Raw genomic sequence first — 15,608 nt, forward strand, 5'->3', positions numbered from 1 at the left:
GGTGACAACTCAAAGCGCACAATCAGTGGCTTTTCGGGCCGCCACGGCCGTCCTGATCGTCTCGCCACGGGCTATCCGGTGATGGCTCGCGGCTGAAGTCGTCCTCGTCCAGGTCGATGACGGTGCGGCCACGCGGCTGCGCACCATAGGGCCTCTGTTCATCGCTCGGATGTCTTGCCTGACCACGCATCCCGGCGGCCATGCCCGCTCCGAGACCCGCACCTACCACGACGATCCGGTCCTTGACGAGACGCCAACCGAAATCCCGGACGGCCGGAACGAAGAGCAGGAAGCCGATCGTATCGCTAATGAAGCCGGGCGTGAGCAAAAGCACGCCCGCAACGACGATCATGACGCCGTGAATGAGCTCCCGGCCCGGCACGCGACCGGCACGCGCTTCTTCCGAGATGCGACGCACGATCCCGAACCCTTGGACGCGCAACAGAACCGACCCGATGATGGCTGTGACCAGGATCAGGCCAAGTGTCGGCAAGAGCCCGATCTGGCTTCCGACGAGGATGAAGACGGAGATTTCCGCGATCGGCATGGCCAAAAGCATGAAAGGCACGAGAGAGAACGCCATGTGACAGCCATTGATCCTTGAGTGGACACCGATACACTACAGTTTCGACAGGCCTCATACATCGACCGTCGCAACAATCGGCCCCAATATGGTGGCCCCATGTCGCAATTTGAATGTACGGAGTTTGAATGATCCCCGCCTGGGCCTTATATGGGGCGGCAGGCACACACCCGATCGGCAGCAGGCGCAATGGGCTCCTTTGATTTTGTGACATTTTTCTTCTTCGTGGCGGCAGTTATCATATTTCTGCAGCTGCGCAGTGTGCTCGGTCGTCGAACGGGCAATGAGCGCCAGCCCTACGACCCTTATACCAAGCGCGAAGGTGCCAAGGCCCCTGCCGGGACGGACATTTCTGACGATGGCAAGGTCGTCAGCCTGCCTCGTCGTGATACGCCGCGTGCTGAAGGTGGCTTCGAAGCCGTGGATGCCTATGCCAAGCCCGGCACGGATTTGAATGCCGGCCTGCGTGAGATCGCCGCAGCCGATCCTGCCTTCAATCCCAAGCAGTTCGTCGAGGGCGCGAAGATCGCCTATGAAATGATCGTCACGGCCTTTGCCGACGGCGACCGCAAGACGCTGAAGAACCTCCTGTCCCGCGAAGTCTATGAAGGCTTCGTCGCTGCGATCAACGAGCGCGAATCGCGCGGCGAAACGGTGAAATCCTCTTTCGTCGGCGTCGAAAAGGCTGAAATCGTCCAGGCGGAGCTGAAGGGCTCCGAGTCAGCGGTGACGCTGCGCCTCGTCAGCCAGCTCATCTCCGTGACCCATGACAAGGATGGCAAGGTCGTCGATGGTGACGCCGAGAGCGTCGGTGAGGTCAATGATGTCTGGACCTTTGCCCGTGATACGCGGTCGCGCGACCCCAATTGGAAGCTCATCGCCACCGAAGCCGACGCCTGACGGCGCCATGCCGGCGGTTCTTCATCCGGCTCGCTTTGAGGACATTTCAGCGTGGGCGGCCGATGATCATCGTGCCGCCCTCTCGGCGTTTCGGGCATGCGCTCGCCACCTGACATCCTCTCAAAAGCCGTATCGCACCGGATCGCTCGGCATCGAAGCCACGGATTTCACGCCCGCCATCGCAGCACTCGATTACCTCGCCGATGAGCCCGAAACATCGCGCCGTTTCTTCGAGCAGCATTTCCGGCCCTGCCGGATCGGCAACCAGAACAGCGGCTTTCTGACCGGCTATTACGAGCCTGAGGTCGAGGTTTCGCGCATCCCGGATGCTCAGTTCCGGTTTCCCTTCCTGAAGCGGCCACCCGAACTGCGGCAGCTGGAAGCGGGCGAAGCGCCCTCACTGCAGGCTGCCGGTATCACCTGGGCAAAGCAGGATCCCGAGGGTCTCAAAGAATTCGCCGATCGTGGATCGATCGAACGCGGAGCGCTGTCGGAGCGAGATCTCGAAATCGCCTGGGCCCGTTCCCGCGTGGATGTATTTTTCACGCATATCCAGGGATCGGCCCGGCTTGTCTTTCCGGACGGCACGGTCACGCGCATCACCTTCAACGGCAAGTCCGGCCATCCCTTCAAAGCCATCGGTCGTGTCCTGATTGATCTCGGTGAAATCGACGCAAAATCAGTGACGATGGACACGATCCGGCAGTGGCTGGCCGCGAATCCGGAGCGGCTGGACGAAATCCTCTGGCAGAACAGGTCGTTCATCTTCTTCCGGGAGGAGCCCGAGATCGATCCGACACGTGGCCCCATCGGCGCTGCCAAGGTGCCGTTGACGGCCGGGCGATCGATCGCCGTGGATCGTGAGATCCATACGTTCGGCACACCTTTCTTCATCAATGCCGAGAGCCTGACCCATGTGGATGGCCCTAAGCCGTTCTGTCGATTGATGATTGGGCAGGATACGGGCTCGGCCATTATCGGACCTGCCCGCGCCGACATTTTCACAGGCTCTGGCTCAGATGCAGGCAGTGAAGCGGGAAGCATCAAGCACGCAGCAACTTTCCACATCCTCGTTCCACGCCCAGCCGCGACGAGGCTCGGCCTATGAGCAAGGGACGCAAGCTGACACGCGGTGAAAACGCGCTCTGGAACAAGGTGGCGAAGACCGCGCGTCCCATGCCAGGTCGGATGGAGAGCCTGCTCGGCAGCAGCGCCGATCTCGCGCCGAAAGTCCCGGAGAACAGCGTACAGCTGCCTGAGCCTGCCAAAGTGACGGAAGGCATGCGCAAGGCGCTGGCAGCTTCGTTCCGCGAATCACCGGTCGACGAAACCCGAAAAGCAAAACAGCCTGCCGCCTCGCTGCACCCGATCGAGCGCCCCGTTCATCGTAAGATCGCGCGCGGGCGACTGCCGATCGACGCGACGATCGACCTGCATGGGCTCGATCAATCAGCCGCGCATATGAGGCTGCTCGGCTTTCTCGGCAGGGCCTATGCGGATGGCCTGCGCCATGTGCTCGTCATCACCGGCAAGGGTGCGTCGTTCGGCAGTGAAGGCGCGCTGAAGCGTGCTGTGCCCCACTGGTTGACCCAGCCGGATTTCCGCCCCTATGTGTCCGGCTATGAGCAGGCGGCGCGCGGCCATGGCGGCGAGGGCGCCATCTATCTCCGCCTGAAGAAGCGCAGGCCTGCGCCATGACGCCGTTCGGCGCCGCCGTGCGGCGGATGCGCACCGAGCGCGGCATCACACAGCGTGCGATGGCCGAAGCCCTCGGCGTCTCTCCGGCCTATCTGTCGGCGCTGGAGCACGGCCACCGGGGTCGCCCGAGCTGGGAATTCGTGCAGAAGGTGATTGGCTTCTTCAACATCATCTGGGACGAGGCCGAAGAACTGCAGCGCCTCGCCTATCTGTCTGACCCGAAGATCAAGCTCGAAACGAGCGGTCTGTCTCAGCAGAAGACCGAGATCGCCAACCGTCTGGCGCATCTGCTGCCGCAGATGAGCGAGAAGGAGCTCGCCACCTTGAGTGCACTGCTGGACCAGATCGAACGCTGATACGCTCAGCTTTCGGGGAACAACGTCCGCAGTTCTTCCAGCCGATCGTTCACCAGCCAGCCATAATAATTCTCTTCAGGAAGGTGACGACCGCCGCCACCATTGCGGCGGGCAAGAACGGCAGCGCGCAGATCGGGATCGCCGACATTGTAGAGCGTGGCTGTGATGCCTGGATTGGTCGAAATGTCGAAATTCGCGACGCGCTTATAGACCTCGATGGACGAGGCGAGGATTGCAGCCATGTAGGCGAGCGACCGGTCGGGATCCATGATCGCCTGGTAGACCCCGATCGGATCATCCGCCTGGAGCTTCGGATAGCCCGAAACCTTGTTGACGCGATCCGACATCTTCAGCGCCGTCAGCGGATTGATCTGACCGAGGCCGAAGGTCTGGCCGGCAAAGAAGGGCTGGAAGAAGACGGCCGAGAACCGATCGTTCGGGTAGCGGACGCCATCAACTGTGCGGCCGCGAAAGACATTGTCCCAGACGCGTTCGCGGCAGGACCAGAGCGCGTAGGAGCCCGTCAACTCGCCGCAATGGGCAAAAGGTTCGCGGCCGACGAAAGTGAGGACGTTTTCGCCCTTGTAGCCGAATGAGAAGCGTTCGCCAGCATAGGCGACGGCCTTCACGTAATAGGATTGGAGCCGATCATAGGCGTCGACATTGTAGGTGTGTTCGCCGACCAGTGCACCGACAATGTGGATCGGGTCGATGCCGTAAGCACGGCCTGCCGAGCGGATTTTCGTGCGCAGACCCTCGTCAGAAGCGAGCAGATCGTAGATCCGACGGTATTTTGCTTCGAAGGTCGTGTTGAGCCCGGATGTCCGGCGGCTCGATGCGCCCGGCACGGCCGGTTGCTCGGCGAAGCGGTTTCCTTCAGGCACCGGCCGTCCGGCCGCCTGCGCCGGAAGCGCAGCAACAAGAAGCCCCACCGTCAAGCAGAAGACACGTGTCCAGCCGCCGGGAATCATCGCTTTCAGCCCTCATAGAATAGGCGATGAATAGCGACGAGCGATCCTTGATGTCGAGATGGATCGCAGCCGAATAGAGCACCGCGTGAACGAAAGTATCCACGCGGTGCCGAATCGCCACAATCACCGTTGAGCTAGAGAACGTAGCGCGACAGATCGGTGTTTTTCGCCAGATCGCCCACATGCTTGCGGACATAGTCGGCATCGATCACATAGGTCGTGCCGGACTGGTCGGGCGCCTCGAACGAGATCGTGTCGAGCACGCGTTCCATCACCGTCTGCAGCCGCCGGGCGCCGATGTTCTCGACGCTTGCATTGAGATCGACCGCGACGCCTGCCAGCGCATCGATTGCATCATCGGTGAAGCTGAGTTCCACCTGCTCCGTGCCCATCAGCGCAACATATTGCTTGATCAGGCTGGCTTCCGTTTCAGTCAGGATACGGCGGAAATCTTCCTTCGTCAGCGCCCGCAGCTCGACGCGGATCGGCAGACGCCCCTGCAATTCCGGCAAGAGGTCCGAGGGTTTTGAGACGTGGAAGGCGCCGGACGCGATGAAGAGAACGTGGTCGGTCTTGACCGGCCCGTATTTGGTGGCGACCGTCGTGCCTTCGACCAGCGGAAGAAGGTCGCGCTGCACGCCTTCGCGGGACACGCCCGCACCCATTCCACCGTTCTTGGCGGCGATCTTGTCGATTTCGTCGAGGAAGACGATGCCGTCATTCTCCACGGCCCGTACCGCTTCACGCGCGATCTGCTCGTCGTCGATCAGCTTGTCGGCCTCGTCTTCGATCAGCTGCTGATAGGACTGCTTGACGGTTGTCTTGATCTTCTTGGTGCGCTTGCCCATCGCCTTGCCGAGCATGTCGGACAGGTTGAGCACGCCAATGTTGGCGCCTGGCATGCCAGGGATATCGAGCGGCATGCCGGAGCCGGTATCGGCCACCTCGATCTCGATTTCCTTGTCGTCGAGCAGACCCTCGCGCAGCTTCTTGCGGAACGAGTCGCGTGTCGCCGGCGAGGCCGTGGAACCGACAAGTGCATCGAGAACCCGGTCTTCGGCGGAAAGGTGGGCTTTTGCTTTCACTTCCTGACGCTTGCGCTCGCGACCAAGGCCGATGCCGACCTCGACCAGATCGCGGATGATCTGCTCCACGTCACGGCCGACATAGCCGACCTCGGTGAATTTCGTCGCCTCGACCTTGATGAAGGGCGCGCCGGCGAGCTTCGCCAGACGGCGCGAGATCTCGGTCTTGCCGACGCCTGTCGGTCCGATCATCAGGATGTTCTTCGGCATCACCTCGTCGCGCAGGCTCTCATCGAGCTGCTGGCGGCGCCAGCGGTTGCGCAATGCGATGGCAACGGCGCGCTTCGCATCGTTCTGTCCGATGATGAACCGGTCGAGTTCGGAAACGATCTCGCGCGGAGAAAAAACGGTCATTGAGAATATGTCCTGTGCTGCGCAATGCGTGGAGCGGTTTGAGGGGCCGAGAGATCTCAGGCCGCGTCGTCCAGAAGCTCCACCACCACATTGCCATTGGTGTAGACGCAGATATCGCCGGCGATGCCCATCGCCTTGCGCGCGATCTCTTCGGCGCCAAGGTCGGTGTCCATCAGCGCCCGTGCGGCCGCGAAGGCATAGTTGCCGCCTGATCCGATCGCGATCGTGCCGTGCTCCGGCTCGAGAACGTCGCCATTGCCGGTAATCGCAAGGGTGACGGATCGGTCGGCGACGAGCATCATCGCCTCCAGCCGGCGCAGATAGCGGTCGGTGCGCCAGTCCTTGGCGAGCTCGACTGCGGCGCGCATCAGCTGGTCGGGATATTGCTCGAGCTTGGCTTCGAGGCGTTCCAAAAGGGTAAAGGCGTCGGCCGTGGCACCGGCGAAACCGGCGATGACATCGCCCTTGCCGAGCCGGCGCACCTTGCGCGCATTACCCTTCATGATGGTCTGGCCGAGGCTGACCTGGCCGTCGCCGGCCATGACCACCTGTCCGTCCTTGCGAACGGTGATGATGGTGGTGGCATGCATCGTGCCGTAGGGATCGTGATCGCTCATGAAAATTCAGTCCTTGAACGTCGGGAGAAATGGGCTCGACCGGTCCGGAGAACATCGGCCGCGAGCCGCCAATGGAATTCGAGGTCTTATGTAAGAAGCGCTGAAGCCTTTGCAATTGGGGCCGGAACGGCGGCCTGTTCTGGATTCTTTACAAGTGGCCTGATATGCAGCGCGCATATTCCCGGCGGAGCTTGAGCATGGCATCGAAGGACAGGGGCGTGAGCGAAGGTCGCAGCGCCCGCATCGCACGCAAGACGAACGAAACCGATATTTCGGTGAGTGTCGCCATCGACGGTACCGGACGGGCCTCGATGGAGACCGGCGTCGGCTTCTTCGATCACATGCTGGACCAACTGGCGCGACACTCCATGAGCGATATCGACGTGCGGGCAAAAGGCGATCTGCACATCGACGATCACCACACCGTCGAGGATACGGGCATCGCGCTCGGCCAGGCGTTTTCGAAAGCGCTCGGCGACCGCAAGGGTATCACGCGCTACGCCTCGCTCGATCTTGCCATGGACGAAGCGCTGACCCGCGCCGCGATCGACGTCTCCGGCCGCCCGTTTCTCGTCTGGAACGTAACCTTTCCGACCGAAAAGATCGGCAACTTCGACACCGAGCTGGTGCGAGAGTTCTTCCAGGCGTTCAGCCAGCATGCCGGCATCACGCTGCATGTCACCAATCTCGCGGGCGCCAACAGCCATCATATCGCTGAAACCTGCTTCAAGGCGGTTGCGCGCGTGTTGCGGACTGCGATGGAGATCGATCCGCGCGCGGCCGACCGCATCCCGTCCACCAAGGGCATTCTCGTCTAAGCGATCGCTGCTCGACGAAGAGAGATGACCGAATGAAAACCTTCGTGGTGATGACGCCGCCGGGCGGCGACCCGGACGGGATCGAGACGCGCTTCATTCGCGATGGCTTTGCGCCGCTCGCCTTCATCTTCCCGGTCTTCTGGTTCCTCTGGCACCGCATGTGGTTGTGGGCAGGGGTCTTTTTTCTTGTCACTGCCGTCACCAACTGGCTCATGGCAACAGGCGATACCTTCGCCACTGGCTTTGCGCTGTCGGTTGCGACATCGCTTTATGCCGGTCTCGAGGGCAACCGGCTGCGTGCATCGAAGCTGGAAGCGCGTGGCTGGACGATGGATGCCCTGGTCGACGCAACTTCGCTTGATGAGGCCGAAGAAGTTTTCTTCGCCAGGCCCGCAGCGACTGGTTCCGTGGACAAAACTGAACCGGATGTGCGTGAGAAAAGGCCCGTTGGCACGAAACCCGGCTTTCAGAGGCCAGAGGAGAGCTTCGGCATGTTTGAATGGAATGGAGTGCGCTGACCATGCAGGTCGCGATCATCGATTATGGCTCCGGCAATCTGCGTTCGGCCACGAAGGCTTTCGAGCGCGCCGCCCGTGAGGCAGGACTTGCCGCTGACATCCACCTCACGGCCGATCCGGATGCGGTCCGGGGCGCAGACCGCGTCGTACTGCCGGGCGTCGGTGCCTACGCCGATTGCGCCGCCGGTCTCGCTGCCGTCGACGGCATGCGCGACGCGCTGGACGAAGCTGTCATCGCAAATGGCCGACCGTTCCTCGGCATTTGTGTCGGCATGCAGCTCATGTCGACCCGCGGGCTGGAAAAGACCGTGACGCACGGCCTCGACTGGATTGCGGGCGACGTCGTCGAGATGAGCCCAAGCGATCCCGCTCTCAAGATCCCGCAGATCGGTTGGAACACCATCGACCAGCGCAGCGACCACCCGCTGCTTGCTGGCATCCCGACCGGGCGCAACGGACTGCACGCCTATTTCGTGCACTCCTATCACCTTGCCGCCAGCCGTCCGGAAGACGTCGTCGCGACCACCGACTATGGAGGCGCGATGACTGCGATCGTCGCGCGCGACAATCGTGCCGGCACCCAGTTTCACCCTGAAAAGAGCCAGACACTCGGCCTTGCTCTCATCGCCAATTTCCTGCGTTGGGCCCCATGATCCTGTTTCCAGCCATCGACCTGAAAGAGGGTCAGTGCGTCCGTTTGAAGCTTGGCGATATGGCGCAGGCGACGGTCTACAACACCGACCCGGCCGCGCAGGCCCGGGCATTCCAGGACCAGGGCTTCGAGTGGCTCCATGTGGTGGATCTCGACGGCGCTTTCGCCGGATCGAGCGTCAATGGTGCTGCTGTGGAAGCCATTCTGAAGGCCACCGACAATCCGGTGCAGCTTGGCGGCGGCATTCGCACGATCGAGCAGATCGAGGCCTGGCTCGACAAGGGACTCGCCCGCGTCATCCTCGGCACAGTTGCCGTGCGTGATCCGGCACTCGTGATTGAAGCCTGCAAGCGCTTCCCCGGCAAGATCGCCGTCGGCATCGATGCCAAGGGCGGAAAGGTTGCCGTTGAAGGGTGGGCGGAAGGCTCCGAACTCGGCGTGATCGAGCTTGCCCGCAAGTTCGAAGGCGCCGGCGTCGCGGCGATCATCTACACCGATATCGACCGGGACGGCATTCTGACCGGCATCAATTGGGACAGCACGCTGGAACTGGCCGACGCGGTCTCCATTCCGGTCATCGCATCCGGTGGGCTCGCTTCCATCGCCGATGTCGTCCGCATGACAATGCCGGACGCGGCGCGCCTTGAAGGTGCGATCACGGGACGGGCACTCTACGATGGAAGGCTCGATCCAGCCGAGGCCCTCGACGTTTTGAAGTCGGCTAAGGAATCCGGCAAATGAGCCTCAAGTCTCGCGTCATCCCCTGCCTCGACGTGAAGGACGGCCGCGTCGTCAAAGGCGTCAATTTCGTCGATCTGATCGACGCGGGCGATCCAGTGGAAGCGGCAAAGGCCTACGACGCGGCGGGTGCCGATGAGCTTTGCTTTCTCGATATCACTGCATCCTCCGACAACCGCGAGACGATCTTCGACGTCGTCGCCCGCACGGCCGAGCAATGCTTCATGCCGTTGACGGTCGGCGGCGGCGTTCGCGCTGTCGCCGATATCCGGAAATTGCTGCTCGCCGGCGCCGACAAGGTGTCGATCAACACGGCAGCGGTGAACAACCGCGCCTTCGTCAACGAAGCGGCCGACAAGTTCGGAAATCAGTGCATCGTCGTCGCGATCGATGCCAAGAAGGTCTCTGGGCCTGACGAGAAAGCGCGCTGGGAAATCTTCACCCACGGTGGGCGCAAGGAAACCGGCATCGACGCCATCGAATTCGCCATCGACATGGTCGACCGTGGCGCGGGCGAACTGCTACTGACCTCCATGGACCGGGATGGCACCAAGAGCGGCTTCGATATCGCCTTGACCCGAAGCATAGCGGACGCCGTGCGGGCACCCGTCATCGCGTCGGGCGGGGTCGGAACGCTTGACCATCTGGTCGAAGGGATCCGCGACGGACATGCAACGGCGGTGCTCGCGGCTTCGATCTTCCATTTCGGCACGTTTACCATCGATGAAGCCAAGCGCCACATGGCCGCCGCCGGCATCGCGGTGCGGCTTGACTAGAGCGTTGCCGAATGGAGTGGATACGGTTTGAAAACGCGACGAACGGAGATCCGAGAGTGATTGCGCGTTTTCAGGAAACGCGACATGACCCGAGGCGGCTTTTGGGCAGGGACAGTGACGTATGAGTGGTTTCGATCTTTCCCGGCTGGAAGCGATCGTGGCGGAACGCGCAGCAGCCTCGCCTGACGAATCCTGGACGGCCCGACTGGTGTCTAAAGGACGTGAAAAGGCCGCCCAGAAGCTTGGCGAGGAAGCGGTTGAAACGGTGATTGCGGCCGTTGGCCAGGATCGGGCGGAACTGGTCGGGGAAAGCGCCGACCTGCTCTACCATCTGCTCGTCGTCCTGAAAATTGCCGATATTCCGCTCGCCGAGATCATGGCGGAACTCGAGCGCCGCACCGGAAAATCCGGCCTTCAGGAGAAGGCCGATCGCGCCGGGAGCGCATCGCCGCGATGAAGCGCGATACGGGCTTTGGCGAGGATATCGGCCTCGATCATTTCAGGCCGGGCACCTATTCGCCCTATCGCATCTTCTCCGCCGAGGAATGGTCGCGTTTCAGGGCCGACACGCCGCTGACGTTGACAGCCGACGAGATCGGCCGGCTTCGATCCCTCAACGATCCGATCGACGTCGATGAAGTCAGCCGCATCTATCTTGCTGTATCGCGGCTTCTGTCTGCGCATGTCGAGGCGACACAACTGCTGTTCAAGCAGCGAACGCACTTCCTCAACGCGCAGAACACGACCAAGACACCCTTCGTCATAGGCATTGCGGGATCGGTTGCGGTGGGCAAATCCACCACGGCCCGCGTGCTCCAAGAGCTTCTGAAACGCTGGCCGTCGAGCCCCAAGGTCGATCTGGTGACGACAGACGGCTTTCTTTACCCGAACGCGACGCTACGGCGCGACAGCATGATGGACCGCAAGGGCTTTCCAGAAAGCTACGATATCGGCCAGGTGCTGCGGTTCCTGTCGGCGATCAAGGCGGGACAACCAAACGTCCAGGCACCGTTATATTCGCACCTCACCTATGACGTTCTGCCCGGCGAGTTCCAGACGGTCGACCGCCCGGACATCCTGATCTTCGAGGGCATCAACGTGCTGCAGGTGCGCGCATTGCCGGAAGACGGGAAGATCGTGCCCTTCGTCTCGGATTTCTTCGACTTCTCGATCTATATCGATGCGCCCGAAGACCTGATCCACAAATGGTATGTGGACCGCTTCATGCGGCTGCGCGAAACGGCGTTCAAGAACCCGGAATCCTTCTTCAACCGCTACGCAACGATTTCGGAAGACGCCGCACGCGCCGTCGCAGAGGGTCTCTGGCAGAACATCAATTTGAAGAACCTGCGCGAGAACATCCTGCCCACCCGCCCCCGCGCCGATCTGATACTGAAGAAGGGCGAGAACCACCTGATCGAGCAGGTGGCGCTCAGGAAGCTTTGATCCGGGAGGAGCGCCCCTCGATCCCCTTGAGGGCGAGATGGAGCGCGACAACCACGAGGATCGAGACATACCCGTCGATGGCGTAGTGCCATCCGAGATAGACCGAACTCGCCAGAACCAGCCCAAGATAGGCGAAGGCAATGGCGCCAAGTCTGCGGCTGTAGTCGAAGAGAAAGACCGCGTTCAGCGCAGCAAGCGCGACATGCATGCTTGGAAAGGCGGAAATGCCCGTCCCAAACGCCATCTCGCCTCGGGTATAAGTCGACCAGAGATATTCCTGGAACCGCGCGGCCGAATGAGCGGAACCCTCGCCTCCGGCAATGAAGGCCAGGAGGCCGGCGAAGCGCTCCGTATCGCCGGTCACGTGGTGGTAGAAAGCAGGCCCTGCCGAAATCCACGCGAGCGCCAGCAGATTGCCGATCACGATCCAGCTCAGCGTGAAGCAGGCAAAATAGCGTGTGCGGATGGCCGAAGCGCGCGGCGAGACCGCGATCCAGAACAATGGCAGAAAGCACACGAGAAACCAGACGACGTTATAGTTGAATTCGACAGCCTGGCGAATCCAGTCGCTCGCTAGCCATCCCTGCATCAACGTCCACGGCTCATGCCCGAAGTGCAGCCAGGCATCCCAATCGGCCTGCGCGCGATCGTAGAGGAAGCCGCCACGAAGCGTCGGCATCATCGTCTTGAACGTCGTGAAGCTGCCCATGAAGAGCATGAGTGCCATCAAAAGCACGAGGCCGGATGTGAACGTCGCGATATGATTTGCCGACGTCGCCTGCTGCAGCAGAAGCCGCCTCTCGCGCCAGTCGTTTGTGCGGTGGACGATCATGAACAGGATGCCGGCGATCATCAGGATCGGGCACATCACGAGGTAGAGGGTAGTCCACTGTTTGAAGTAAAGCGGGTGCGCGAGCCCGTCGTATCCAATCCAGTCCCGCACGGCGAGAACCGCCGCCCCATGCAGTGCGATGATCAGCAGAACCGGGGCGTTCTCGCCGATCAGAAACCGTGCCGGCATCCGCAAAGGCGTCTTGGTCGCTAGGCTCTCGATCGTGGACATGGAAGGCTCGCGCTGGGTCTGCCCGCGAGATTACAGCTCAAGCGTTAACCCCCGGTTCCGGAAGCCTCTGCTGTCGTCACCCGCCGCAGCGTCAGATTGATTCGTCCGCCGTTCTTCAGGAGCGTCGAGGTGCCGGCGTAGATGCGGTCGACGCCGTGATAGGCGAGGCGGGCGGGTCCGCCGAGCACAACGATGTCGCCGCTGTTCAGCCTGAGAGACGCCGTAGGGCCGCCGCGCACTGGTCCACCGATCCGGAAGCGGCAATCGTCGCCGAGCGAGATGGAAAGGACCGGTGCTTCGAGATTTTGCTCGTCCTTGTCCTGGTGCAATCCCATGCGTGCATCCGCGTCGTAGAAATTGACGAGACAGGCTTCCGGTGGAAAATCGGCGCCTGAGAGATCACGCCACAGATCCAGAAGCGCTTGAGGGATCGCCGGCCACTTCTTGCCGGTCGCAGGATGGTTGGGTTGATAGCGATAGCCACTGGCCTGGTCCGTCACCCAGCCAAGGTCGCCGCAGTTCGTCATCCGCACGCTCAGCGCCTTGCCGCTGCGTGGCATGCGCGGCACGTAGAGCGGTGCCTGTGCCACGACGCGTCGAATGTCTTCCAGAAGAGCCCGCTGATCGTCCAATGTCAGATAGGCGGGAAGGTACCGGAAGCCTTCCGGAATGCGATCCCGTTCCGGTGATGCCTCAACCATCCACTTTGCCGCGCATCTTCTTGATCGAGCCGCGCTCCGACTTCGCTTTCAGGCGTCGCTCGATGGCGCCGCGCCCGGGTCGCGTCTTCTTGCGCGGTGGTGGGGGCGGCTCGGCTGCCTTGGCGATGAGCTCCCGCAACCTGTCGCGGGCATCTTCCCGGTTCCGCTCCTGGGTCCGGAAGCGGCTTGCTTCCAGCACGATATCGCCATCCTTGGTCGCGCGGCGCCCAGCGAGCTTCAGCGCGTTTTCCTTTACCCGGTCCGTGAGCGAGGGCGAATTCGCGGCATTGAACCGCAACTGAACCGCGGTGGCGACCTTGTTGACGTTCTGTCCGCCGGGACCGGCAGAGGTGATGAACTGCTCCGTCAGCTCCCACCCTTTGATGGTGATCGAACGTGTGATGATGAGGTCGTCGCTGGCCATGTCCTCATGTGCGCCCGGGCCAAGAAAAAGAAAAGATGGCGACCGCAAAAACAAAGGCCCGCGACCGTTCCGGGTCGCGGGCCTTCCGTAGCAAGAGAAGCGTGACTTATTCGGCGGCCATGGGGAGCCGGGGGGCAGCCCCCAGAACGTCGCCGCCCACATGTTCTTCGAACTTCTCGAAATTAGCGATGAACATGGAAACGAGCTTCTCGGCTTGCCGGTTATAGGCGTCGCCATCGGCCCAGGTGCGGCGCGGATCGAGGATCGTCGCGTCGACGCCGGGGACGGCGAGCGGCACTTCGAAGCCGAAATTCGGATCGGTCCGGAAGCTTGCCTCGTTGAGTGATCCGTCGAGCGCGGCAGCGAGAAGTGCACGGGTCGCGCGGATCGGCATGCGCGAGCCCGTTCCATAGGCGCCGCCGGTCCAGCCGGTGTTCACGAGCCAGCAAGACACGCCGTGGCGCGAGATCAGTTCGCGCAGCAGATTGCCGTATTCCGAAGGGTGGCGCGGCATGAAGGGCGCGCCGAAGCAGGTCGAGAACGTAGCTTCCGGTTCGGTCACGCCCTTTTCGGTGCCGGCAACCTTTGCGGTGTAGCCTGAGAGGAAGTGATACATCGCCTGCGCCGGCGTCAGCCGAGCGATGGGAGGCAGCACGCCGAAGGCATCCGCCGTCAGCATGATGATGTTCTTCGGATGCGCCGCAGTGCCCGTCGAGCTGGCATTCGGAATGAAGTGCAGCGGATAGGCGCAGCGGGTGTTCTCCGTCAGCGATCCGTCATCGAACTGAGGACGACGCTGCTCGTCGAGCACGACGTTTTCCAACACCGTGCCGAAACGCTCCGTCGTTGCATAAATCTCCGGCTCGGCTTCGCGCGAGAGGCGAATCGTCTTGGCGTAGCAGCCGCCTTCGAAATTGAAGATGCCGTTTTCGCCCCAGCCATGTTCGTCGTCACCGACGAGAACGCGGGCCGGATCGGCAGAGAGCGTCGTCTTGCCGGTGCCGGAAAGGCCGAAGAAGATCGCTGCGTCGCCGGCCGGGCCGGTATTGGCCGAGCAGTGCATCGGCATGACGCCCTTGGCAGGCAGCAGATGGTTGAGAACGGTGAAGACGGACTTCTTCATCTCGCCCGCATAGGACGTTCCACCGATCAGCACGATCCCGCGCGTCAGATCCGCGGCGATTACGGTGCCTGTGCGCGAGCCGTGGCGTGCCGGATCGGCCTGGAAGCTCGGCAGATCGATGATCGTCAGCTTCGGCTGGAAGTCGTCCAGTGTCTCAGGAGCCGGGCGGATCAGCAGGTTGCGGATGAAGAGCGAATGCCAGGCATATTCCGTGACGACGCGCGTCGGCAGCTGGTTTTCCGCATCGGCGCCGCCGACGAGATCCTGGACGAACAGATCCATATCCTTGGCATGCGCGAGAAAATCGGCGTGCAGCGCATCGAAATGATCGCGCGACATGGCCTTATTGTTGTCCCACCAGATGACGCCATCGGTGTGCTCGTCGCGGACGATGAACTTGTCCTTGGCGGAGCGGCCCGTGTGCTGACCGGTCAAGGCTCTGAGCGCACCGTGAACCGTCAGCTCGGCTTCGCCGCGCGCGACCGAGTGCTCGTAGAGAGCCGCTTCCGATAGATTGTAATGCACGCTGGCGACATCGGAAAATCCGATCGTCGCAATGTCGATGGCCTGATTGCGCCGTCCGATCTGCTTCATATGTCACCTGCTGCTGGCTTGCGGGGCGGATTGAATGGAGCCGGACCATAGTGTCAGCGCTTTGACAACGCAACACAGTGAATCAGTAATTTCGCAATAATATCAGAGTATTAATCGATTTAAAATTGCCACTCTCAGTTTAAATCGTTTGTATCGACGGTCGTTCGGTGGCCTTATAAGCGCTGCGACTC

At 61.7% G+C, this 15,608-nt stretch carries 19 protein-coding genes; 11 read left to right on the forward strand and 8 right to left on the reverse strand.

Annotated features, from left to right (window positions below; translation table 11 throughout):
• Positions 1-22: 22 nt before the first annotated feature.
• Positions 23-583: an FxsA family protein gene (locus QQL76_RS16335; RefSeq protein ID WP_499208547.1), complete on the reverse strand. Its 561-nt coding sequence runs from the start codon at positions 581-583 to the stop codon at positions 23-25.
• A 189-nt stretch (positions 584-772) separates the two neighbouring features.
• Here QQL76_RS16335 and QQL76_RS16340 point away from each other — a divergent pair, with 189 nt between their 5' ends.
• Genes QQL76_RS16340 through QQL76_RS16355 form a run of 4 tightly spaced genes read left to right on the forward strand, consistent with a single transcriptional unit; the run spans position 773 to position 3,537 of the window.
• On the forward strand, positions 773-1,483 hold the full coding sequence (locus QQL76_RS16340; RefSeq protein WP_404863349.1) for a Tim44/TimA family putative adaptor protein: 711 nt from the start codon (positions 773-775) through the stop codon (positions 1,481-1,483).
• A gap of 7 nt (positions 1,484-1,490) precedes the next feature.
• Positions 1,491-2,591 carry a murein transglycosylase A gene (gene mltA / locus QQL76_RS16345; protein ID WP_499208548.1) on the forward strand — a complete coding sequence of 367 codons (1,101 nt, stop codon included), beginning with the start codon at positions 1,491-1,493 and terminating at the stop codon, positions 2,589-2,591.
• Complete coding sequence (locus QQL76_RS16350; RefSeq protein WP_499208549.1) at positions 2,588-3,181, forward strand: Smr/MutS family protein; 594 nt, start codon at positions 2,588-2,590, stop codon at positions 3,179-3,181. Before mltA ends, QQL76_RS16350 begins: the two co-directional genes overlap by 4 nt.
• Positions 3,178-3,537 (forward strand): helix-turn-helix domain-containing protein, encoded by a 360-nt coding sequence (locus QQL76_RS16355; protein ID WP_499208550.1) that lies wholly within the window; start codon positions 3,178-3,180, stop codon positions 3,535-3,537. Before QQL76_RS16350 ends, QQL76_RS16355 begins: the two co-directional genes overlap by 4 nt.
• A 5-nt stretch (positions 3,538-3,542) precedes the next feature.
• Here the strand turns inward: QQL76_RS16355 and QQL76_RS16360 are convergent, their stop codons facing one another.
• The 3 genes from QQL76_RS16360 to hslV form a co-directional block, all read right to left on the reverse strand.
• Entirely contained in the window at positions 3,543-4,508 is a 966-nt protein-coding gene (locus tag QQL76_RS16360; RefSeq protein ID WP_499208551.1) for a DUF1402 family protein, read from the reverse strand.
• A gap of 134 nt (positions 4,509-4,642) precedes the next feature.
• Complete coding sequence (gene hslU / locus QQL76_RS16365; RefSeq protein WP_126007358.1) at positions 4,643-5,947, reverse strand: ATP-dependent protease ATPase subunit HslU; 1,305 nt, start codon at positions 5,945-5,947, stop codon at positions 4,643-4,645.
• A gap of 56 nt (positions 5,948-6,003) precedes the next feature.
• The gene (gene hslV, locus QQL76_RS16370) at positions 6,004-6,564 is read right to left on the reverse strand and encodes an ATP-dependent protease subunit HslV (RefSeq protein WP_499208552.1); all 561 of its coding nucleotides are present in this window, start codon (positions 6,562-6,564) and stop codon (positions 6,004-6,006) included.
• Positions 6,565-6,761: 197 nt separating this feature from the next.
• Between hslV and hisB the strand changes: the two genes are divergently transcribed.
• The 7 genes from hisB to coaA all read left to right on the forward strand — a co-directional run bounded on the left by hisB (position 6,762) and on the right by coaA (position 11,512).
• Positions 6,762-7,382 carry an imidazoleglycerol-phosphate dehydratase HisB gene (gene hisB, locus QQL76_RS16375; protein ID WP_404863344.1) on the forward strand — a complete coding sequence of 207 codons (621 nt, stop codon included), beginning with the start codon at positions 6,762-6,764 and terminating at the stop codon, positions 7,380-7,382.
• A gap of 32 nt (positions 7,383-7,414) precedes the next feature.
• Complete coding sequence (locus QQL76_RS16380) at positions 7,415-7,900, forward strand: DUF2628 domain-containing protein (protein ID WP_126007352.1); 486 nt, start codon at positions 7,415-7,417, stop codon at positions 7,898-7,900.
• Between the two features lie 2 nt (positions 7,901-7,902).
• Entirely contained in the window at positions 7,903-8,553 is a 651-nt protein-coding gene (hisH, locus tag QQL76_RS16385) for an imidazole glycerol phosphate synthase subunit HisH (protein WP_499208553.1), read from the forward strand.
• Positions 8,550-9,293 carry a 1-(5-phosphoribosyl)-5-[(5-phosphoribosylamino)methylideneamino] imidazole-4-carboxamide isomerase gene (hisA, locus tag QQL76_RS16390; RefSeq protein ID WP_499208554.1) on the forward strand — a complete coding sequence of 248 codons (744 nt, stop codon included), beginning with the start codon at positions 8,550-8,552 and terminating at the stop codon, positions 9,291-9,293. The genes hisH and hisA overlap by 4 nt, the downstream gene beginning before the upstream one ends.
• Positions 9,290-10,066 (forward strand): imidazole glycerol phosphate synthase subunit HisF, encoded by a 777-nt coding sequence (hisF, locus tag QQL76_RS16395; protein WP_126007346.1) that lies wholly within the window; start codon positions 9,290-9,292, stop codon positions 10,064-10,066. Before hisA ends, hisF begins: the two co-directional genes overlap by 4 nt.
• Before the next feature lie 121 nt (positions 10,067-10,187).
• Complete coding sequence (locus QQL76_RS16400; RefSeq protein WP_126007344.1) at positions 10,188-10,523, forward strand: phosphoribosyl-ATP diphosphatase; 336 nt, start codon at positions 10,188-10,190, stop codon at positions 10,521-10,523.
• Entirely contained in the window at positions 10,520-11,512 is a 993-nt protein-coding gene (gene coaA, locus QQL76_RS16405; RefSeq protein ID WP_499208555.1) for a type I pantothenate kinase, read from the forward strand. Before QQL76_RS16400 ends, coaA begins: the two co-directional genes overlap by 4 nt.
• Here the strand turns inward: coaA and QQL76_RS16410 are convergent.
• From QQL76_RS16410 to QQL76_RS16425, 4 genes are all read right to left on the reverse strand, one after another.
• Positions 11,499-12,575, reverse strand: a complete 1,077-nt coding sequence (locus QQL76_RS16410) for a phosphatase PAP2 family protein (RefSeq protein ID WP_499208556.1) — start codon at positions 12,573-12,575, stop codon at positions 11,499-11,501. The two genes, coaA and QQL76_RS16410, sit on opposite strands and share 14 nt — an antisense overlap.
• A 44-nt stretch (positions 12,576-12,619) precedes the next feature.
• Complete coding sequence (locus QQL76_RS16415; protein ID WP_499208557.1) at positions 12,620-13,276, reverse strand: alpha-ketoglutarate-dependent dioxygenase AlkB family protein; 657 nt, start codon at positions 13,274-13,276, stop codon at positions 12,620-12,622.
• Positions 13,269-13,700: an aminoacyl-tRNA hydrolase gene (gene arfB, locus QQL76_RS16420; RefSeq protein WP_499208558.1), complete on the reverse strand. Its 432-nt coding sequence runs from the start codon at positions 13,698-13,700 to the stop codon at positions 13,269-13,271. Before arfB ends, QQL76_RS16415 begins: the two co-directional genes overlap by 8 nt.
• Positions 13,701-13,806: 106 nt before the next feature.
• Positions 13,807-15,417, reverse strand: coding sequence for a phosphoenolpyruvate carboxykinase (ATP) (locus QQL76_RS16425; protein WP_499208559.1), 1,611 nt, complete (start codon positions 15,415-15,417; stop codon positions 13,807-13,809).
• Positions 15,418-15,608 lie beyond the last annotated feature (191 nt).

The sequence above is a fragment of the Rhizobium albus genome, assembly GCA_030160035.1.
GTDB lineage: Bacteria > Pseudomonadota > Alphaproteobacteria > Rhizobiales > Rhizobiaceae > Georhizobium > Georhizobium albus.